The sequence below is a fragment of the Micromonospora sp. II genome, assembly GCF_001709195.1.
Classification (GTDB): Bacteria; Actinomycetota; Actinomycetes; order Mycobacteriales; family Micromonosporaceae; genus Micromonospora; species Micromonospora chalcea.
Genome location: NZ_LYXF01000022.1, coordinates 53,144 through 72,819, shown reverse-complemented (window position 1 = coordinate 72,819; position 19,676 = coordinate 53,144). Strand labels below are relative to the sequence as shown.

Sequence of the window (19,676 nt, the reverse complement as noted above, 5' to 3'; positions counted from 1 at the left end):
TTCTGGAAGCCGGCGAAGATGAGCTGGCCGAGCCCGCCCCGGCCGACCACCACACCCACCGTGACCAGCGCGACAGTCGACACCGTCGCCAGCCGTACGCCGGTGAGGACGCCGGGCAGCGCCAGCGGCAGCTCGATCCGGAACAGCCGTCCCCACCGGCCGTACCCCATGCCCTCGGCGGCCTCCCGCACCTCCGGCGGCACCTGGTTCAGCCCGGCCAGCGCGTTGCGCACGATGACCAGCAGCGCGTACAGCGCCACCACGGTGAGCACGGTGATCGCGCCGATGCCCAGGTAGGGCGCGAGGAAGGCGAACAGCGCCAGCGACGGGACGGTGTAGAGCACCCCGGTCAGCGCAAGGATGGAGGCCGACAACGACCGGAACCAGTACGCGAGCACCGCGAGCGGCAGCGCCACCAGCGCGGCGATCACCACGGCCCGGGCGGTCAGCCAGGTGTGCTCACGCAGCGCGGCCAGGATCGTGTCAGAGTTGTCCCGCACGTACTGCCAGGAGAACCACGGATTACCCGGGTCGGCCCGGTAGCTCAGGTGGAGGGACACAGGTGGACGGTACCCCGGGGGACGCTGCCGGACACGGCGCGGCGTCGATCACGCTGGAACGCATCCGCAAGCGCTACCCGGACGGCACCGAGGCGGTACGCGAGCTGAGCCTGCAGGTCGGCGCCGGTGAGCTGGTGGTCCTGATCGGCCCGTCCGGCTGCGGCAAGTCGACGGTGCTGCGGATGATCAACCGGCTGATCGAGCCGACCGGCGGGCGGATCCTGCTCGGCGACGACGACGTCACCCGGGTCGACCCGGTGGCGCTGCGCCGCCGCATCGGGTACGTCATCCAGAACGTCGGCCTCTTCCCGCACCAGACCGTCGCGGCGAACGTGGCGACAGTGCCGGGACTGCTGGGCTGGCCGAAGCAGCGCACCCGCGCCCGCGTCGGCGAGTTGCTGGAGCTGGTCGGCCTCGACCCGGCCCAGTTCGGCCGGCGGTACCCGCACGAGCTGTCCGGCGGGCAGCGGCAGCGGGTCGGGGTGGCCCGGGCGCTCGCCGCCGACCCGGTGGTGCTGCTGATGGACGAGCCGTTCTCCGCGGTGGACCCGATCGTCCGGACCCGCCTGCAGGAGGAGTTCCTGCGCCTGCAGGCCGAGGTACGCAAGACGATCGTGCTGGTCACGCACGATCTCGACGAGGCGGTCCGGCTCGGCGACCGGATCGCGGTGCTCTCCGAGGGCGGCCGGCTGGAGCAGTACGACACGCCCGCCGCGCTGCTCGGGTCACCCGCTTCGGACTTCGTCCGCGAGTTCGTCGGCGCCGACCGGGGCATCCGGCGCCTCGCGGTGACCCCGGTGACCCGCGCCGTCCTCGACCCGCTCCCGGCCGACGGGGGCGCCGGCCTGCCCAATGTGGCGCTCGGCGACTCGGCGTACGACGCGCTCGGCGCGCTGCTCACCTCCGGCGCGGAGCACGCCGTGGTGACCGAGGAGGGCCGGGCGGTGGGCCTGCTCGCCCGTACCCGGGTGCTGGCGCTCGGCGCTGTGGACTGAGCTCAGGCCCGGCCGCCCAGGCTGGCCAGCCCGACGATCCAGCCGGCGAAGAAGCCGTACGTGACGCCGGTGCTGGCGGACTGGAACGCGGCGAACAGCGAGCCGTGCGGGCCGAGGAGCGTGGCGAGCAGGGCGCTGAGCCCGGCGGCGAGCACGTACGCGCCCCAGCCGGAGAGGAACTGGCTGCCCGAGGACGCCACCCGGTCGACCTGCGGGCCGGGCAGCAGGTAGAGCAGCGCAGCGGCCAGCACGATCAGCAGGATCGCGCGCAGGTTGGTGGCGAACACGCCCTCGTCGGCGTGCCACCGCCAGGACGGCCAGGCCAGCAGCCRCAGGAACCAGCCCCCCGCCCCGGTCGGGTCGGTGGCGCGCTGCGCCCAGTCCACGTACATCGGACTGCCGCCGACGGCGACCAGCAGGAACGCGGCGAGGGTGCCGGTGCCGGCGGCCGTGCCGTACCGGGAGACGGCGCGGGGGCGGTTGCTCAGAGCCATGCGGCGGTCAGTTCCCGGCCGGTCGCGCCGGGCAAACCTGCGCAACCGTCCGGCCGTCGCCGGCCGGCGGGTCGTCATCGACGTCAGTGCTTCATCAGGTAGTCGATGAAGGCGGCGCGCAGCAACGGCGCGGACTCCTCGTAGCCGTGCCCGGTCAGCTCGCGCCAGAGCGCGTTCGCCTCGTCGATGGTCGGGCCGATCGAGTTCGGCGCGCCGTCCAGCGCGGCGGCCTCGTCGGCGTTTGGCAGGTGCCGCAGGACCGACCAGAAGAAGCCCACGTCGCGACGCTCGCGGGCCAGGTTGAACGCCTGCTCGCGCAACTCCTCGGTGGAGAGCTTGTCGAGCTCGTCGAAGGTGCGGCCGCCGGGGGCAGGAGTCTCGCTCATGCCGCCGAGCCTAACCGGCGAGATCAGCTCCGGCGCGCCGGACGCACGGCCGCGGTCGGGTCAGCGTTCGTCGGCGTCCCAGCGCCGGGGCTCGCTCTCCCAGCGCGGGGCCTCCCAGGCCTCCACCGGGGTGTCGTTCTGGCGTACCGGCAGCACCGACGGCCAGGTGTCGGCCGGCTCGGGCGCCGGGGTCATCCCCCAACCGCCGCTCGTCGCGCCGTCCCGCAGCGGGCGGACCGGAACCGGTCCCACAGTCGCCGGCGGCGCCGGGCGGGGCCGGCCGAACGTCTCCACCAGCCGGGTGACGAGCAGCCCCGCGCCGAGCGTGGCGCCGCCCAGCGCCCACCGGCCGACCGACCAGCCCTGCGGCACGGTCCAGGCCAGGAACACCACCACCAGGCATACCGCGAGCAGGGTGCCGAAGATGCCGCCGCGACGGCCGTACGCGCTGGTGCCGCCGAGCATCACCGTTCCGACCGCCAGCACGGTCCAGTCCAGGCCGGTGCCGGGCGCGACGGCGCCGTCCCCGTTCGCGGCGATCAGCACGCCGCCGAGCGCCGCCAGCACGGTGGACGCGACCAGCGCCAGCGCGGTCACCGTGGCGGCCACCGCGCCGCGCCGCCGGGCCGGGTCGGCGACCGGCCGGAACCGGCCGATCAGCCGGCGCACCGGCATCATCGCGGCGAACAGGCCACCGAGGACGGCCACCGCGGCGAAGCCCACGAAGAGGTACAGCGCGTTGCGGCGCGGGTCGTAGTCACTCTGCACCGCGACCGGCACGCTCCGGCGCTCCAGATAGACGATCACGCCGGCCGCCCCGGCCAGGCTCGCCGCCCAGCCGGGCACGTGCAGCACCACCACGGCCAGCGCGAGCGCCAGCCCGGCCGCCGCCGCCACCGCGAGCGCCGGCAGCAGCGCCTCCCGCATGCCGCGGTCGCCCTGCTCGGCGAAGTGCAGCGCGGCGGCCAGCGCGACCGGGCCGACCGCCAGGTTCACCGCGCCGGCCCGCAGGCTCAGGCCGGCGGCCAGGGTGAGCAGGCCGAGCGCGGCCACGTCGACGAGCAGCGTCTTCAGGGAGCCGCCGCGCAGCGCGTCCGCGTTCTCCCGCCAGAGCAGCCAGGTCACCGCGACCAGCGCGGCGAGCAGCACGAACTCCCAGAGCACGTGCACCGCGATGCGGTCCCGGCCGGGCTCGCCGTGCGCCGGGTCGTCGAAGACGTGCTCCAGTACGGCGGCGGGCACGCCGGACGATGTCTCCGGCGGCGCTGTCCGACCCGCGTCGTCGTACGCCATAGACCCGCGCCTCCCAGGTGGCCGCGTCCGGCCCACGGGCGGGCGGACCGTGGCGGCCGTCGCTCTCCGGTCGCCAGGGACGGTACCGCCGGGCCGGGGTGTGGGGAACCCCGGATCAGAGACGCCCGCGCGGCGTCTCGCGGTCGCCCGGCTCGCGGTCCTCGTCGTCCTCCTGCTCCGGCACCCGGCAGGAGCGTTCCAGCCAGAGCGCGGCAGCGACGAGCGCGAGCGACGCGATCAGACCGCCGAGCGCGGCGGGCCGATCGCCCTGGGCGGCATTGGTCCGTTCCACGAAGAGCCAGCCGGTCAGGCCGGCGTAGAAGCCGGCGAAGATGGCACCGGCCAGCGCGGACGCCTTGGCCAGCACCACGAACCGGGCGACCAGCAGTGGGTTCACCGGCTCGCGGCCGGGCCGCCGCTCGATCCGGCTGCGGGTGTTCACCGCCGCGTAGCCCTCCAGCACGGCCAGGCCGGCCAGCGTGATCACCGGCAGCCAGGGCAGGTCGGGCGCGAAGTCGTAGTAGAAGCCGCTGATCAGCAGCCAGGCCACCGCGGCGGCGGCCAGGCCGGCCACCACGAGCGTGGAGGCCCGGGTCGGCCCCATCCGGAAGCGGTCGGGCCCCTGCGGGGAGCGGTCGGTGCTCACCGCGCCTCCTCAGCTCGCCACTGCCGGGCCACGCTCCTGCGGGTCATGTGTCCGACTCTAGCGTCAGATCGGGTCGTGGGCTCAGTTCCAGGGCGTCACCGGCCAGCGGCTCGGCGTTGAGCAGATCGGTCAGCCAGCCGTGCCCGGGCAGCCGGCCGTGCGGCTCGACGTCGATCCACGGGCGCAGCACGAACGCGCGCAGGTGGGCCCGGGGATGCGGCACCGTCAGCTCGGGGTCGTCGCGGAGCACCGGCTGGCCGGCGTCGTCCCAGACCGCGATCACGTCCACGTCGAGCGTGCGCGGCCCGTACCGCCGCTCCGGGTCGCGGGCCCGCCCGGCCGCCGCCTCCGCGGCCCGGGCGCGGGCCAGCCAGTCCTCCGGCGTCGCCGCCGGGTCCGCGACCATCACCACCGCGTTCAGGTACGCGGGCTGGTCCGCGTCCCCCCACGGTGGAGTCTCGTAGACACCGGAGACCAGCAGGACCCGGTCGCCGAGCGCGGCCACCGCGCCGCGCAGGTGGCCGAGGCGGTCGCCCAGGTTGCTGCCGATCGACAGCACGGCCCGGGTCACCGGGTACGCCTCATCGTGACGGCGACGTCCCGGAAGGCGTGCGGGATCGGTGCCTCCGGCTTGTGCACGGTCACCGTCGCCGCGGCGACCAGCGGCTCGGCCAGGCAGACCGCGAGCAGCCGGTCGGCGAGTGTCTCGATGAGGTTCACCGGTTCGCCGGTGATCACCGCGACCAGCCGTTCGGCGAGTTCCCCGTAGTGCACGGTGTCGGTCACCTCGTCGGAGCGGGCGGCCGGGCCCAGGTCCAGTTCGAGCACCGCGTCGACCACGAACTCCTGCCCCTGGGCGCGCTCGAAGTCGTAGACGCCGTGCCGGCCGTGCGCGCGCAGGCCGGTCAGCTCGATCCGGTCGGTCACCTGTCGCCTCCACTCGCGCCGGTGGCCGCTTCCGCCTGGCGGCTGCGGGTGACCGCTTCGGTCGGCGGCGCGGTCGCGGGCCGCCTGCCGGTCGCGGTGACGAGCCGCGGGCTGCCGGTGGCCTGCCAGACGGCGAGCGCGTCGGCGGTGCCGCGGACGTCGTGCACGCGTACCCCCCAGGCGCCGGCCGCGACGGCGAGCACGCTCGTCGCGACGGTCGCGGCCTCCCGCCCGGCGGTGGGCCGCGGCTCGCCCGCCGCGTCGGCGAGCAACCGGCCCAGGTAGGACTTGCGGCTGGCCCCGAAGAGCACCGGAAAGCCCAGGTCGACCAGCTCGGGCAGGCGGGCACTGAGCGCCCAGTTGTGCGCGGCGGTCTTCGCGAAGCCCAGACCCGGGTCGACGACGATCCGGTCGGCGGCCACCCCGGCGGCGAGCGCGGCCTCGACCCGCCGGCTCAGCTCGTCCCGGACCTCGGTCACCACGTCGGTGTACGTGGCCAGCTCGCGCATCTCCCGCGAGTGCCCCCGCCAGTGCATGAGCACCCACGGACAGCCGGCGTCGCGGACCACCCGGGCCATGTCCGGGTCGGCGAGGCCGCCGGAGACGTCGTTCACCAGGTACGCGCCGGCGGCGAGGACCGCCTCGGCGACCCGGGCCCGGCTGGTGTCGATGCTGACGACGATGCCGGCGGCGCTCAGCTCACGGACCACCGGCAGCACCCGGGCGGTCTCCGTCTCCGCGTCGACCCGCTCGGCGCCGGGCCGGGTGGACTCGCCGCCCACGTCGATCAGGTCGGCGCCGTCGGCGCGAAGTCGCACCCCGTGTGCGACTGCCGCGTCCAGATCGGCGTATCTGCCGCCGTCGGAGAAGGAGTCGGGCGTGACGTTCAGGACGCCCATCACCACCGGGGTCTCCGCCCGTACCAGATCGGTCACGGAGCCGACAGTACCGCTCGTGGGCGGGGCTTCCGGCGACCGGGCGAGCCGCCGACGCAGCAGCCCTGACATGCGGATTGGAACAGGTGTACGATCGGTCTTCCGGGCGATTCACGGTCGACTCTTCGCGGCTTGTCGCAAAGGTGGCCGGGCCGTACGCTTTGGAATTGCCCAGCATCGAGATGGCGAAGCCTGGAGGGAGGGCCGAAGCGGGAAGAATCCGCCCAAAACTCACCACCCAGCGTGGTGGGTCACGGACACAGCGTTGACCACTTCCGTGTCCGCCGAGCACCATCCCGCCAGGCTTGCCTACTTGCACCAACGCGGCACCGCCGGCCGCGACCCTGGGGAGGTTTCCAGTGATCGCCATCGAGCTCATGGCAGCGGCGTCGAGCGCCGTCGACCACGCGCTCCACACCCTGGCGTCGACTCCACTCGCCGAGCCGGCTCCGAAGGGCATCGACACCGACAACGTCGTCACCTTCTTCGCCAGTAAGATCGCACCGATCCTGCTCGCCGTCCTCGGGGTGATCTTCATCGGCCGGGCCAGCCGGGGTGAGATCTCCAAGGTGCTGACCAGCTCGGCCATCGCCATCATCGGCCTGGCCTTCATCGCCGGCGCCGCCACACTCTTCTTCGTCGGCGACTACCTGATCAACCTGATCTTCGAGTAGGACGCTGGGCGACGATGCGGCTGCGCACCGACGACGACATCTACCGGGCACGCCTCGTCTACCTGGGGCCGCCCGGGTACACCCTTCCCGTTCACCTGCCGTACGCCCAGTACGGCCTGTTCATGCTGCTCGTACCCCTCTACATGTTCATCCACTGGCTGTTCACGCTCCAGGTCGAGCTCTTCCCCGCCTGGGAGATCTCGCTGGCGATCGTGACGACCTCGTTCATCTTCCGGTACGTCGACCCGGACCGGCCCGCGCGCATGGTGATCCGGACCGCGCTGACCGACTGGCGACGCACCCGGGAACCGGCCACCGAGCAGCGGGATCCGCGGCTCGTCGCGAGCCGGATCAGGATCCGGGAGGAACTGGCATGACCGGGCGTACGACAACCGTGCAGACGAACGACGCGGGTGAGGCGGTCGCATGAGTCGCTCTTCCACGCCGGGTTCCCCGGCCGGGCGTCCGGCCGGGCCGAATGGTAACCGTCAGCGATCGTTCGACTACCCACCGGACGAGGATCTGGACGAGGTCGTCCTGGACGGCGCGCTCGTCACCAGCCCGGGACACAGCCGGGTCGGTGTCTTCCAACCGCCGCGACCGATCACGCCCCGCGAGCCGGTACGCCCCGACGGCGACATCGACTCGCCCTTCCTCGACCTCTTCGGCGGCGCGCAGCCCCGGGTCCGGCGACCCGCCCCCACCCCGCCCCCGCCGGTCGAGCCGGTGGTGGCGCCGCCCCGCCGCGGCGTCGGCCGTGAGCCCCTGCCGATCCCGCACCAGCACGCCGCGCCGGTCGAGCCCGCGCCGCGGGCCGAGCCGGAACCCCCGGCCCGCGAGCAGACCCCTGGGGTACGCGCGGTCGGACGCCCCCGGCCCGAGCCCGCACGCGCCGCACCGCTGCCGGCCGAGCCGGCCCTGCCCGACCCGCCGGCCGCGCTCGCCTCGCCCCCGCCGTCCCGGAGCCGGGTGCCGCAGCAGGCCGGTGACCGGCTGCCCGCGCTCCGGCCCCCGGCCGAGCCGGAGCCGACACTCCCACCGCCCCCGCAGATCGCCGCGCCCGGACCCGCGCCCGCCGAGTACCGGGAACCGGATCTCGCGTCGGCGGAACCGCTCGCGACCGGCGCCGCGCCGTCGCGGGAGGTCGGCCGTCCGGCGCACCGCGAGGTCGCGCCGCCCCGGCAGCGCACGCCGGAACGCCGCAACCGGCCGACCAAGCCGGTCCGGGTCCGCGCCCCGAAGATCAAGTTCGGTGACCGGGACCCGTCGGTCGAGCTGGCCATCACCGAGATCGCCGGCCACCTCACCTTCACCCCCAACACCGTCACCGCCTGGTACTGGCTGCCCGAGGTGCGGTGGGCGTTCCGGCCCGACGCCGAACGCGAGGCACTGCTCTCGGCGATCTCCGAGCAGTACGCCGGACTCGCCGGGTTCCGGCTGCACCTGCGCCGCACCACCCGGCCCTTCCCGGCCGACGAGTGGGCCCGCACCATCGACGCGCACACCGCCGCCCCGCTGCCCGACGTACCGGGCACCACCGGCTGGGCCGACCACCTGGTCGCCGCCCAGCGGCACCTGATGGCGGTCAACCACGCCGAGGGCCAGACCTACCTCGGCGTCACGTTCGCCCGCCGGTCGCTCGGCGACTCGCTCACCGAACGTCTGCTCCGCACGTTCGGCCGGGGCACCGCCGACGGCGAGCGGCGCCGGCTGAGCCGTACCGTCGAGCAGTTCGACGAGGTCCTCGGCGCGTTCGGCATGCGCGGGCGGCGGGTCACCGCGCCCGAACTGGAATGGCTGCTCTACCGGTCGGTGGCGCTGTGCATGGCGCCGCCCGGCGTCCTGTCCCCGATCACCAACGGCCGGTGGGAACGCGGCGACCTGCTGGCCCTCACCGAGCAGGTGGAGCGCTACCGCACCCCGTACGGCTCGACGGTGAAGCTGGTCAACCGGATGACCGGCGAGGAACGCCACGTCGCGGTGCTCGCGGTCGGCCGGATGGAGCCGCTGGAGATCCCCGAGCGGCACGAGCCCTGGCTGCACTTCCACGAGCGGCTGCCCTGGCCGATGGAGCTGTCCACCCGGGTCGACATCCTCGGCCCCAACGACTCGTTCCGGAACCTCGAACACCGGCTGCGGATGATCCGCTCCCAGCAGCTCGACTACGCCGAGCACGGCATCGACGCGCCGCCCGAGCTGGAACGCCTGGCCAAGCGCGCGCTGGTGATCGGCGACGAGATGACCACCGGCCTGCCCGTCGACTCGGCCCGGGCACACGGCTGGCACCGCATCGCGGTCGGCGGCCGTACCCGGGAGGAGTGCCTGGAGCGGGCCCGGCGGCTCATCCAGCTCTACTCCCGTGAGCTGCGGATCTCGCTCCAGCACCCGAAGAACCAGGACTGGCTGGCCCGCGAGTTCATCCCCGGCGAGCCGATCGCCAACACCGGCTACGTCCGGCGGATGCCGGTCAACCTGCTCGCCGCCGCGCTGCCGCAGGCAGCGTCCACAGTCGGCGACCGGCGCGGCGACCTGATCGGGCGTACCGCCGGCACCTGCCGCCGTCCGGTCTTCCTCGACCTGCACTTCCCGATGGAGGTACGCGAACGCTCCGGCCTCGCCGTCTTCGTCGCCGAACCCGGTGGTGGCAAGTCGACGCTGCTCGGCGCGCTCGGCTACCTGGCAGCGCGCCGTGGCGCGCAGGTGACGCTGCTCGACCCGTCCGGCCCGCTGGCCCGGCTCTGCGCCATGCCCGAGCTCGCCCCGTACTCCCGGGTGCTCAACCTGACCGGCTCGGAGCAGGGCACGCTGGCGCCGTACGCGCTGATCCCGACGCCGCTGCGCACCGAGTTCGGCGCCGGGGCGGCCGGTGACCGCGAGTTCGAGATCGCCGTGTCGAACGCCCGCGCCGAGCGCCGGATGCTCGTGCAGGACATCTGCATGATGCTGGTGCCGCCGCAGGTGGCCCGGGAGGCGTCCACCGCCACGCTGTTCCGGCACGCCGTACGCCAGGTTCCCGCGGAGGAGACCTCCACGCTCGACGACGTGGTGACCTGCCTGCAAGGGCTCGACGACGACGCCGGGCGCGAGCTGGCCCACCTGCTGCTCGACACCGCCGAGATGCCGCTGGCCATGCTCTTCTTCGGCCGGCCACCGGAAGGGCTGCTCGGCGCCGACGCCGCGCTCACCGTCATCACCATGGCCGGCCTGCGGCTCCCCGACCTCAAGATCGAGCGCGAGTACTGGTCGGCCGAGGAGGCGCTCGCGCTGCCGATGCTGCACACCGCGCACCGGCTGGCCGTACGCCGCTGCTACGGCGGGTCGATGTCCTCCCGGAAACTGGTCGGCCTCGACGAGGCCCACTTTATGGAGGGCTGGCGCTCCGGCCGGTCGTTCCTGGTCCGGCTCGCCCGCGACTCCCGCAAGTGGAACCTCGCCGCGCTCGTCGCCTCGCAGAACCCGAAGGACATCCTCGGCCTCGACGTGCAGAACCTCGTCTCCACCGTCTTCGTCGGCCGGATCGCCGAGGACAGCGAGATCGCCTCCGAGGCGCTGCGCCTGCTGCGGGTGCCCGTCGACGACGGTTACGAGGCCACACTCGCCTCGCTCTCCCAGGCGGACAGCGGGTCGGCCAACCGGCTCGGCTTCCGCGAGTTCGTCATGCGCGACGTCGACGGTCGCGTGCAGAAGGTCCGGGTCGACGTGTCGTACGTCGACGGGCTGCTGGAGCACCTGGACACCACCCCCGCCGCGGTCGCCCAGGCCGCCGGGATACTGCCGACCGTCCTGGCTGACCTGGAGGCGTGACATGGCGAGGGCACGGATCGCGGCGCTCCTCCTCGCGCTCGGCGTACTCGCCGGGGCCACGATCTCCTGGCCGGTGATCGGTGCGGCCACACCCGCGTACGCCGCCGCGCCGGTCACCCAGGCGCGGGCCGAGTTGTGCAGCACCAAGGAGTGGCAGGCCGACTTCCGCGCCTGCGTCGGCCGCCTCAAGGCGGTCAGCGAGGACCAGGTCGAGTGCCGCAACGCGCCGGTGCCCGCCGCGCCGGACTCGGGCCTGGCCGGCTGGTTCGCGTCCCGGCCCGACTCGGCGAAGGAACTCGGGCCGAGTGGCCTCTACAGCCACTACGGGTACGCCGGGTACAGCTACAACACGTACGACGTGGACRGCGGCTGTGCCTCCTCGGTGCTGCATCCCGACTACCGCTTCACCACGATGGTCGCCAACGGCGAGTTCATGTTCGCCAACGCGGTGATCGGTGCCTCGAACGCGCTGCGGGAGCGCGCCTGGGATCCGCGCACCATGTGGAGCTGGGCCGACCCGCTGGTGGAGCAGGCCACGAAGGCCGTCTACCAGAAGGTGTTCAGCGTCTTCGGCATCATCACGGTCTGCGTGGTCGGCCTCTACCTGCTCTGGCGGTCCCGCCAGTCGGACATGAGCAACGCGATGACCACTGCGGGCTGGGCACTGCTGGTGATGGTGGCGGTGACCGCGCTGGCCGCCTGGCCGGTCAAGTCCGCGAACATGGCCGACAGCACGCTGATCAGCACGTTGGGCGTGGTACACGACGCGGTCGGCCCCTCCTCCAAAACCGTTCCGCCGGACAAGTGCGCGCTGCCGAACCCGAGCGCCTGCGTCGACAAGCGGCCACCCGCGGTGCGCGCCAGCGACACGGCCACCGAGACGATGCTCTACCGGAACTGGCTGCGCGGCGTGCTCGGCTCGGCGGACAGCGAGACCGCCAAGAAGTACGGCGAAGCGCTCTACGACGCGAAGTCCCTGACCTGGGAGGAGTCGGAGAAGCTCCGCCAGAATCCGGCAACCCGTGAGGGCACGATCAAGGCCAAGCAGCAGCAGTGGGCCCGTGTCGCCGAGCAGATCAAGACCGAGGACCCGGAGGCGTACGAGTACCTCAAGGGCACCAAGGACATGGACCGGATCGGTGCCGGGTTCATCGCGGTGCTGGCCTCGGTGCTGTTCGCCATGTTCGACCTCACCGCGTCTCTGCTGGTGCTGCTCGGCTTCCTGATCTTCCGCTGGGCGGTGATCGCCGCGCCGATCCTCGGCACGGTCGGCTTGATGCGCCCGGCCAGCGCCGGCCTCCGGCGGCTGGCGAACGCGGTGGTCGCCGCCRTCTTCAACATCGCCATCTTCGGCACCGGCGCGGCCATCTACCTCTTCGCCGTCGACCTGATCATGAACACCGCCACGCTGCCCGGCTGGCTCCAGGTGGTCCTGGTCTGGCTCTGCGGCGTGGTCGGCTGGCTGCTCCTGCGGCCGTACCGCCGCATCACCCAGCTCGGCGGCAAGGACAGCAGCGAGGCGGTCAGCTCGGCCGGCTCCTGGCACCGCCGGTTCTTCCGGGACATGCGGATCGCCGCCCGGCTGGACGTGGCCGAGCCCGGCGGCACCAACGAGCCGACCATCGGCAGACGCCGTACCGTCACCGCCGATCAGCGCAGCCTCCGGCCGGAGGCCCGCCACGAGGATCCGGCGCACAGCGCCACACCGGCCGAACGGGAGCGACCGGACGGACGGGAACGGCCGGAGGGGGCGCCCGCGAGCGGACGGCCGGGCGGGAGTCCGGCCGGTGCGCCCCGACCCCGGCGCGCGCCGTCGACCTGGACCGAGCCGGACGTGCCGGAGGAGGTCCCCTCCTACGCCGTCTACCGGCCGGACTCGGCGGGCCGCGGCACCGCCCCGGCCCGGCCGGCGCCGCGCATCCGCTCCGAGGCCCGGTGAGTCCGGTGCGGCGCGCGCTGGAGTTCCTCTTCACCCGGGTCCTCCGGTCGAGGCTCGGCATCGCCCTGGTGATCGCCGTGCTGGTCTTCGGTGTGATCGGCGCGGCCCGCCTGGTCGGCGGGCCCGGCGATTCGGGGCTCGGCCTGACCAGCCGGCCCAGCCAGCCGATCAGCACCGCGGACCCGGAGGCCGGTGACGACGGCGTGCTGGCCAGCCCGCCGACCGCTGTCGCCCCGAAGACCCGGCCGGGCGAAGCCACGCCGGAGCAGGTCGCCGGGCGGTTCACCACCGCGTGGCTGAGCGGCCCGGGCAGCACCGGCGACGCCTGGCAGGCCCGGCTTCGACCGCTCTCCACCCCCGCGCTGGCGGAGAAGATGACAGACGCCGACCCGGAGACAGTGCCGGCACGGAAGACGACAGGCGCGCCCGCCCTCCGGCCCCGGACCGAGTCCTTCGTGGAGGCGCTCGTCCCGCTGGACAACGGCACGCTCCGGCTCGAACTCGTCGCACCGGACGGCCCCTGGCTGGTGGACGCCGTCGACTGGGAGCGGTCGTGACCGCCGGCCCGGCCGTCGCCGGACAGGTCCGCCGGAAGTTGCGGGTCGGCGTGCTCGCCACCGCTGTCACGGCGGCACTCGCCCTGCTCTGCTGCGTCGGCGGCGCCGGCGCCTTCTTCCTCACCGAACTGGGCGGCGACGGGGACGACCCGAAGCTCGCCGCCCTGAGCTGCGACCCGGCCTACCAGGTGAACCTGACCGGGGACATGCCGCGCTTCGCCGAGTACGGCGAGCGTCAGCTGCGCAACGCAGCGGTCATCATCAAGGTCGGCCAGGACATGAAGGTCCCCGCCCGCGGCTGGGTGATCGCGCTGGCCACCGCCATGCAGGAATCAGCGCTGCGCAACCTGGCGAACAGCACGGTCCCGGCGTCGCTGGCGCTGCCGCACGAAGGGGTCGGCGCCGACCACGACTCGCTCGGCCTGTTCCAGCAGCGGCCCGGGTGGGGCAGCGTCGAGCAGCGGATGACGCCCTCGTACACGGCCCGGAAGTTCTACCAGAAGATGGTGAAGGTGCCGAACTGGCAGCAGCGCCCGCTCACCGTCGTGGCCCAGCAGGTCCAGGTGAGCGCCTACCCCGATGCCTACGCCAAACACGAGGAACTGGCCGGACGCATCGTCGACGCGCTGGCCGGCGGCGCCGCCCGGACCGTGGAGATCGCCGGCAAGGCCGTGTGCGACGCGGCGGCCGGAGACCGGATCGCCGCCTCCGGCTGGACCGCGCCGCTGCCCGGCGGCGTGGTCTCCGGCTTCCGGACCACCGCCCGTCCCAGCCACCACGGCGTGGACCTGGCTGCCTCGAAGGGCACGCCGATCCACGCCGCCTCGGCGGGCCGGGTGCTGGTGGCCCGCTGCGATCCCGACAGCGCCGGGCGGAAGGACTGCGACCGGGACGGCTGGCCGAACAAGGGCGGATGCGGATGGTTCGTGGACATCCTGCACGCCGGCGGGTTCATCACCCGCTACTGCCACATGGTCGAGCGTCCCCGGGTGGTGCCGGGTCAGTCGGTCGCGGCGGGCGAGGTCATCGGGCTCTCCGGCAGCAGCGGCAACTCGTCCGGCCCGCACCTGCACTTCGAGGTGCACAGGAACGGCGACCGGTCCAGCAACGGCGCGGACAACCCGGTGCCCTTCATGCGCAAGCGGGGCGCGCCCCTCGGCGAGACCGAGTGAGGCCGGGCGGATGAGCAACCCCCTGCCCGACCCGTTCGCCGACCGGCCGGACTGGGCACCGCTGCCGCCCCGGCCGGTCGAGACGGTGCCCGCCACGAGCGGAACCGAGCTGCGCGGCCGGCGGGTACTCGTCGGCCTTCCCGGCCTCGGCTGGCGCGGGGACCTGCGGGCTGACGAGCGCGTGGTGCAGGGCAGCCGCACCTACGTGCCGGTCATCCCCGAGCACGAGTGGTACCGGGCCGAATCCGAGCAGGTGGAGGTGTTCGCCCCGCTGGTGCCCGTGGAACGGGTCTGGGTGGAGACGATCGGCGAGCGACCCCCGCCGACCGCACCAGCCCCCTCGGGAATACGGCTGGTCTCGCTGGACGCCCCGAACCGCCGGCCGCCCACCCCGGTGTTCGAGGCCGACGCGGTGACCGGCCGGCGCGTGGTGCACGTGGACAACGGCGTGGAACGGCGTGACCTGCGCGCCGTCACCGAGACCTACTCCGGGGCGGACGGCGACATCTGCGTGCGGGTCACGCCGGAACTGGAGTGGTACCGGTGGGCCTGGCGCGGTCAGGCACCGACCACGTTGGAGGTGCCGGTGCACCTGCTATGGCTGGAATAGCCGGAAGTCAACCGGCGCGCTGCGTCGAGCAGACGCCCCAACCGTCCTCGCGTCTCGTCTCGAACCGCCATCTCTGTCGATCTCTCTGTGAGATGCCATCGACGGAGGCAGAGATGATGAGTTCGACCTCGACCACTGCGGACTCCCCGGACTGCTGGACGGCCAGCGGGCCCCAGCTCACAGAGATCGTCGTGTTGAAGCGCTGCTCACGGGCGACGAGGTCTTCGCGAAACGCACGCAATGCGTCAGCGTCCGCCCTCCCCGCGCAGTCGAATTCCTCAGCTCTCGTGTCGTTGCGGTCCACGAGGAAAGCTCGCAAATAGTTGTCGACCACGACGTCGGGGGCGCTTCGGTCCGGCGCTGTCGCGCGGTCGTACAGCACGAATCCGGCCACCGCTCCACCCGTGCACAGCAGCGCCAGCACCCCCGCGACGACGCCGACGACCGTCCGCAGCGACCGCTTGGGGCGTACCGGCGCGGGAGCGGGCGCGGGAGGCGCCAACTGCTCCGGCGGGGTCCGCTGCGCCGGTACTCGGGACACCTGGGAACCGGCGGGGGGCTGCACTGATTCCACCTCCTGAGGCTATCGGCTGCGCGTCGCGTACCCAATGCCTGGAACCGGCGGATCGTGGCGAACCGCCGGGCGGAGGCCGCCCGGCGGCGGGGTGAGGCTGCTCACCGCCGACCAGCTCACCGCGCCGACCGACATCCCGGTGGACGGCCCCCGGCTGGGTTACCGTCACACCTCGGGGAGGACATGTCGGCCTCGGGAAGAGAGGTGGACGCGGTGGCGACTCCGAAGGCGCGCGCCGGCCGGGCCGCCGCGCTGCACCGCCGGGCCGAGGCCGCCGCGACGGCGGCGGCGGGCATCCTCGACGAGATCCGGCCCGCGCCGGCCGACCATCACCGGCAGTACGAGCTGGCCGAGCGTCTGCGCGCGGCTGCTGAACTGGCCGCGCCGGGCTGGGCCGGCGGTCCGCTGGAGACGCTGACCGCGGCGACGCCACCCGGTGACGGCCCGCCGCCACTGGTCCGGATGGGCACCGCCGCGCCGCTCGACGACGCCCGGTTCCCCGCGCTCGCGCCTCTGTTCGGCAGTGGTCACGTGAGCCTCGACGCCGACGCCTCGGACCCTCGGGTGGCGGGGCTGCTCCGCGCGCTGCTGCTGCGCGTGTTCGCGGCGACGCCGGCGGGAGCGCTGCTGGCTCGCGCGGTGGACGGCGGTTCCGGTGACACCTTCGCCGGGTACGCGCCGCTCGCCGACGCCGGCCTGCTGCCCCCGCCCGCCACCGACCTCGCGGGGATGCGCGCGGTGCTGGCCGAGGCGGAGCAGTGGGTGGCCGCCGGCACGGCCCGGCAGCGGGCGCACGACCGGACGCTGCTGCTCGTGGTGGCCGCGCTGCCGGAGGGTACTACCACTGCCGACCTGGACCGGCTCGCCGGCCTGGCCGAGGGCGGGCCCCGGGCCGGGCTGCATCTGGTGGTCGCCGGCTGGCCGGACGGCGGTCCGCTGCCGCGCGCCACGGCGATCACGGTCCGCACCGCGTACGCGCTCGTCGGCGACCCGCCCGGCGCCGGGTTCAGCAGTCCCGGCGCGGAGCCGCCGGGCGGGCTGAACTCGCCGGTGTTCCTGGACGACGACCCGCCCGCCGAACTGGTCGCCGCTGTGTGCGCGCGGCTGGTCCGGCAGATCGAGGACGGCTCCCGCCTCTCGCTGGGTGACCTGCTCCCGGCGGACGGTTTCTGGACCGACGGCTCGGCGGACGGGTTGAGCACCACCGTGGGTGACGCCGCCGGGCGCCCGGTCAGCCTCGGCTTCACCGAGCTGACCCCGCACTGGCTGGTCAGTGGCCGGGGCCAGGCCGGCCGGTCGGCGTTCCTGACCGACGCGCTGTTCGGGCTCGCCGCCCGGTACGGCCCGGACGAGCTGGCGCTCTACCTGGCCGACCTGGCCGACGGCGAGTCCTTCGTGGAGTTCCTGCAGACCGAGCGGGACCGTTCCTGGGTGCCGCAGGTGCGCGCCGCCGCGATGGCGGCCGACCGGGAGTACGTGGCCGACCTGTTCGGCGAGCTGGAGGCGGAGTTGCGCCGCCGCGAAGAGGCGTCCCGGCGGGCCGGCGGGCAGCGCTACGCCGAGCTGCGGCAGCACCAGCCGTTGCCCCGGATCGTCTGCGTGATCGACAACTTCCCGCTGGTGCTGCGCGAGCGGGACCGGCTCGCCGCCGACCTGCTGGCCCGGCTGGACGCGCTGGCCCGCGCCGGCCGGTCGTACGGCATCCACCTGGTCCTCGCGGGCGAGGGTGACCTGGGCATCGGCGGCCCGCGGGATCCGCTGCTCGGCCAGTTCCCGGTGCGGGTGGCACTGCCCGGCGGCTCGGCGGTGCTGGAGCCGGCGAACGACTCGGCGGCCGGGCTGCCGGTGGGCAGCGCGGTGGTGAACACGGCGGGCGGTCTGGGCGGTCCGCGCGGCGCGACCCGCGGGCATGAGCGGATGATCCGCTTCCCGGACCCGTACGAGGATCCGGAGGTCCTGGCCGGCCTGCGGCGACGCCTCTGGGAGGCGCGGGGCGAGTCGGCGACGCCGCCGGTGGTGTTCGCCGGGTACGCCCGCCCGCTGCTCGCCAACGACCCGCGGCACCGGGCCGCGCTGGCCGGCCGGGCCCACGCTCCCGCCGCCCTGCTGGGCCGGGCGGTGGACGTGCGGCGCTCCACAGTGACGGTGCCGCTCGGGCCGGGCGCCGGGCGCAACCTGGCCGTCCTGGGCCGGGACGAGGAGGCCGAGCGGCTGCTGGTGACGGCGGTCCGCAGCGCGGCGGCGGCGCATCCGGGCGCGGCCCGGTTCGTGCTGGCGCCGCTGGCGAACGGGTCGGCCGAGCCGGCCGGGGTGCTGGCCGCCGAACTGGCCGGGCGGCATCGGGTGGAGACCGTCGACGCGGCCGGGCTGCGGACCGCGATGGCGTCGGACGAGCCCGGCTACCTGGTGGTGTTCGGGGTGGACGTGCCGGACGCCACCGAGTTGCCGCCGGAGTTGCTGCGGTCGCTGCTGCTGGAGGGCCCGCCGGCCGGGCGGCACCTGCTCGGCTGGTGGCGGACGCCGGCGCCGCTGGCCGGGCTGCTCGGCCCGGAGGGTGAGTTGGACAAGCTCACCGCCGTGGCGGTCACCGACGTGCCGGGCGGGCGGCTGGAGCAGCTCTTCGACCGTCCGGTCTGGTGGCGGCCCCGGCCGGGCCGCGCGATGCTCTGGGACGGCCCGGACGAGCAGGGCACCGTTTTCGTGCCGTTCGGCGCCGGGGAGGGTTCGGCATGAGCGAGACCGGCACGACCGTGCCCGGGCCCCGCAACGGCGGACCGACAACAGTGGCGGAACCCGCCGAGTCGGCCTGGACGGAGTACGTCGCGGCCGCACGGGCGCTCGACGGCGTACGCCGGGCGGCGGCCACCGCCGCCGGGGAGCAGGCGCGGTCGGTGGCGGCGGCCCGAGAGGAGCTGACAGCGGTACGCGAACGGCTGGCGCCGCAGCAGTCCCGGCTGCGTGAGCTGGGCGTACCGGCGTTGTTGCTGGTACCGACGCCGCCGGAGGTGACCGAGGCGGCCCGGTCGATGGCGGGTGGGCCGTCGGCGGTGCTGGCGGCGTTGCGCGCCGCCGGGGACTGGGCGGACGCGGCGGACGACACGCTCGCCGCGCGGGGCCTGACCCGGCTGGCGCGGTGGCCGTCCCGGCCGCGCAACCTGCTGGTGTACGGGCCGCTGGCGCTCGTGGTGCCGCTGCTCCAGCTCGTGCTGTACGCGGTGGCCGGGCCGGGGGCGGTGACGGTGCTGGCGCTGCTGGTGGGGCTGCCACTGCCGGCCGTCGCGTTCATGCTGGGCTGGCTCGCGGTGGGGCGGCTCTTCCGCCCGCGTCCGACCGACCGGGTGGACCGCACGCCCCGGTTCGGGGCCCTGGTCTGCCTGATCCCGGCCGTGCTCACCGCCGCCGGCCTGCTGCTGGCCATGCTGCCGAGCTGACGACGGCCGCGTCTCCCGGGCGGGAGTACGCGGCCGTCGGTGTCGGTCGAGGGTCAGCGCGCCATGATCAGTGCCATCGCCTCGGCCCGCGACTTCGCGTCGTTCTGCAGGCCGCCGCGCACCGCGGACGTGATCGTCTTCGCGCCGGACTTCTGGATGCCGCGCATCGCCATGCACATGTGCTCGCACTCCAGCACCACGATCACGCCGCGCGGGGCGAGGCTGGACATCAGCAGGTCGGCGATCTGCGAGGTGAGCCGCTCCTGCACCTGCGGCCGCCGGGCGAACACCTCGACCAGCCGGGCCAGCTTGGACAGGCCGGTGATGCGGCCGTCCGGGCCGGGGATGTAGCCGATGTGCGCGCTGCCCCGGAACGGCAGCAGGTGGTGTTCGCAGAGGCTCATCACGTCGATGTCCCGGACGAGCACCAGTTCCTCGTGGTTCGCCTCGAACGTGGTGCGCAGCACCTGCGCCGGGTCGACCCGCAGGCCGGCGAAGAGCTCGGCGTACGCGCGGGCGACCCGGGCCGGGGTCTGCTGGAGGCCGTCGCGGTCCGGGTCCTCGCCGACCGCGATGAGGATCTCGCGTACCGCCTTCTCGATCCGGGCGAGGTCGACGCTGTCCTCCACCGGGCCGCCTGTCAGCTTTCCGCTGATCAGGCGCGCGGCCACGTAGTCGA

The 19,676-nt window shown here is 74.2% G+C and carries 20 protein-coding genes; 10 read left to right on the top strand and 10 right to left on the bottom strand.

The window, feature by feature from the left end; translation table 11 throughout:
• Window positions 1–560, bottom strand: a 560-nt coding sequence (locus tag A8711_RS12015; protein ID WP_069088244.1) for an ABC transporter permease, incomplete at its 3' end; no start/stop codon positions are given.
• Window positions 561–562: 2 nt separating this feature from the next.
• Here A8711_RS12015 and A8711_RS12010 point away from each other — a divergent pair.
• Window positions 563–1,555 (top strand): ABC transporter ATP-binding protein, encoded by a 993-nt coding sequence (locus A8711_RS12010; protein WP_069088243.1) that lies wholly within the window; start codon window positions 563–565, stop codon window positions 1,553–1,555.
• 2 nt (window positions 1,556–1,557) lie between these two features.
• Here A8711_RS12010 and A8711_RS12005 read toward each other — a convergent pair whose 3' ends face one another.
• The 7 genes from A8711_RS12005 to folP form a co-directional block, all read right to left on the bottom strand.
• Window positions 1,558–2,049, bottom strand: coding sequence for a hypothetical protein (locus tag A8711_RS12005; protein ID WP_069088242.1), 492 nt, complete (start codon window positions 2,047–2,049; stop codon window positions 1,558–1,560).
• Window positions 2,050–2,132: 83 nt separating this feature from the next.
• Window positions 2,133–2,435: a hypothetical protein gene (locus A8711_RS12000; protein WP_030502043.1), complete on the bottom strand. Its 303-nt coding sequence runs from the start codon at window positions 2,433–2,435 to the stop codon at window positions 2,133–2,135.
• A 60-nt stretch (window positions 2,436–2,495) separates the two neighbouring features.
• Window positions 2,496–3,728, bottom strand: a complete 1,233-nt coding sequence (locus tag A8711_RS11995; protein WP_043327900.1) for an ABC transporter permease — start codon at window positions 3,726–3,728, stop codon at window positions 2,496–2,498.
• Between the two features lie 115 nt (window positions 3,729–3,843).
• Window positions 3,844–4,332 (bottom strand): DUF3180 domain-containing protein, encoded by a 489-nt coding sequence (locus tag A8711_RS11990; RefSeq protein ID WP_104114026.1) that lies wholly within the window; start codon window positions 4,330–4,332, stop codon window positions 3,844–3,846.
• 85 nt (window positions 4,333–4,417) lie between these two features.
• Window positions 4,418–4,945, bottom strand: coding sequence for a 2-amino-4-hydroxy-6-hydroxymethyldihydropteridine diphosphokinase (gene folK / locus A8711_RS11985; protein ID WP_043327898.1), 528 nt, complete (start codon window positions 4,943–4,945; stop codon window positions 4,418–4,420).
• Window positions 4,942–5,301, bottom strand: coding sequence for a dihydroneopterin aldolase (gene folB, locus A8711_RS11980; RefSeq protein ID WP_043327897.1), 360 nt, complete (start codon window positions 5,299–5,301; stop codon window positions 4,942–4,944). Before folB ends, folK begins: the two co-directional genes overlap by 4 nt.
• Window positions 5,298–6,236 carry a dihydropteroate synthase gene (gene folP / locus A8711_RS11975; protein ID WP_083296993.1) on the bottom strand — a complete coding sequence of 313 codons (939 nt, stop codon included), beginning with the start codon at window positions 6,234–6,236 and terminating at the stop codon, window positions 5,298–5,300. The genes folB and folP overlap by 4 nt, the downstream gene beginning before the upstream one ends.
• A gap of 359 nt (window positions 6,237–6,595) precedes the next feature.
• Between folP and A8711_RS11970 the strand changes: the two genes are divergently transcribed.
• The 7 genes from A8711_RS11970 to A8711_RS11940 are packed head-to-tail and all read left to right on the top strand — an operon-like array spanning window position 6,596 to window position 14,992.
• Entirely contained in the window at window positions 6,596–6,910 is a 315-nt protein-coding gene (locus tag A8711_RS11970; RefSeq protein WP_043327895.1) for a hypothetical protein, read from the top strand.
• 14 nt (window positions 6,911–6,924) lie between these two features.
• Window positions 6,925–7,287 (top strand): hypothetical protein, encoded by a 363-nt coding sequence (locus A8711_RS11965; RefSeq protein WP_013288977.1) that lies wholly within the window; start codon window positions 6,925–6,927, stop codon window positions 7,285–7,287.
• Window positions 7,288–7,336: 49 nt separating this feature from the next.
• Entirely contained in the window at window positions 7,337–10,714 is a 3,378-nt protein-coding gene (locus A8711_RS11960) for an ATP-binding protein (protein WP_069088240.1), read from the top strand.
• Window position 10,715: 1 nt separating this feature from the next.
• Complete coding sequence (locus A8711_RS11955) at window positions 10,716–12,653, top strand: hypothetical protein (RefSeq protein WP_069088239.1); 1,938 nt, start codon at window positions 10,716–10,718, stop codon at window positions 12,651–12,653.
• Complete coding sequence (locus A8711_RS11950) at window positions 12,650–13,210, top strand: hypothetical protein (protein ID WP_069088238.1); 561 nt, start codon at window positions 12,650–12,652, stop codon at window positions 13,208–13,210. The genes A8711_RS11955 and A8711_RS11950 overlap by 4 nt, the downstream gene beginning before the upstream one ends.
• Entirely contained in the window at window positions 13,207–14,382 is a 1,176-nt protein-coding gene (locus tag A8711_RS11945) for a M23 family metallopeptidase (protein ID WP_069088237.1), read from the top strand. Before A8711_RS11950 ends, A8711_RS11945 begins: the two co-directional genes overlap by 4 nt.
• A gap of 10 nt (window positions 14,383–14,392) precedes the next feature.
• Window positions 14,393–14,992 carry a hypothetical protein gene (locus A8711_RS11940; protein WP_069088236.1) on the top strand — a complete coding sequence of 200 codons (600 nt, stop codon included), beginning with the start codon at window positions 14,393–14,395 and terminating at the stop codon, window positions 14,990–14,992.
• 7 nt (window positions 14,993–14,999) lie between these two features.
• Here A8711_RS11940 and A8711_RS11935 read toward each other — a convergent pair whose 3' ends face one another.
• Complete coding sequence (locus A8711_RS11935; protein ID WP_069088235.1) at window positions 15,000–15,557, bottom strand: hypothetical protein; 558 nt, start codon at window positions 15,555–15,557, stop codon at window positions 15,000–15,002.
• A gap of 213 nt (window positions 15,558–15,770) precedes the next feature.
• Here A8711_RS11935 and A8711_RS11930 point away from each other — a divergent pair, with 213 nt between their 5' ends.
• Complete coding sequence (locus A8711_RS11930; RefSeq protein WP_176722801.1) at window positions 15,771–18,299, top strand: FtsK/SpoIIIE domain-containing protein; 2,529 nt, start codon at window positions 15,771–15,773, stop codon at window positions 18,297–18,299.
• On the top strand, window positions 18,296–18,997 hold the full coding sequence (locus A8711_RS11925; protein ID WP_069088233.1) for a hypothetical protein: 702 nt from the start codon (window positions 18,296–18,298) through the stop codon (window positions 18,995–18,997). Before A8711_RS11930 ends, A8711_RS11925 begins: the two co-directional genes overlap by 4 nt.
• 53 nt (window positions 18,998–19,050) lie before the next feature.
• Here the strand turns inward: A8711_RS11925 and folE are convergent, their stop codons facing one another.
• Window positions 19,051–19,668, bottom strand: coding sequence for a GTP cyclohydrolase I FolE (folE, locus tag A8711_RS11920; protein WP_013288986.1), 618 nt, complete (start codon window positions 19,666–19,668; stop codon window positions 19,051–19,053).
• Window positions 19,669–19,676: the final 8 nt, after the last annotated feature.

Bases quoted from the DNA above. Each gene is read 5' to 3' on its own strand.
- A8711_RS11995 (WP_043327900.1), bottom strand. From the start codon at position 3,728: ATGGCGTACGACGACGCGGGTCGGACAGCGCCGCCGGAGACATCGTCC.
- A8711_RS11940 (WP_069088236.1), top strand. From the start codon at position 14,393: ATGAGCAACCCCCTGCCCGACCCGTTCGCCGACCGGCCGGACTGGGCA.
- A8711_RS11965 (WP_013288977.1), top strand. From the start codon at position 6,925: ATGCGGCTGCGCACCGACGACGACATCTACCGGGCACGCCTCGTCTAC.
- A8711_RS12000 (WP_030502043.1), bottom strand. From the start codon at position 2,435: ATGAGCGAGACTCCTGCCCCCGGCGGCCGCACCTTCGACGAGCTCGAC.
- A8711_RS11925 (WP_069088233.1), top strand. From the start codon at position 18,296: ATGAGCGAGACCGGCACGACCGTGCCCGGGCCCCGCAACGGCGGACCG.
- A8711_RS11990 (WP_104114026.1), bottom strand. From the start codon at position 4,332: ATGGGGCCGACCCGGGCCTCCACGCTCGTGGTGGCCGGCCTGGCCGCC.
- A8711_RS11960 (WP_069088240.1), top strand. From the start codon at position 7,337: ATGAGTCGCTCTTCCACGCCGGGTTCCCCGGCCGGGCGTCCGGCCGGG.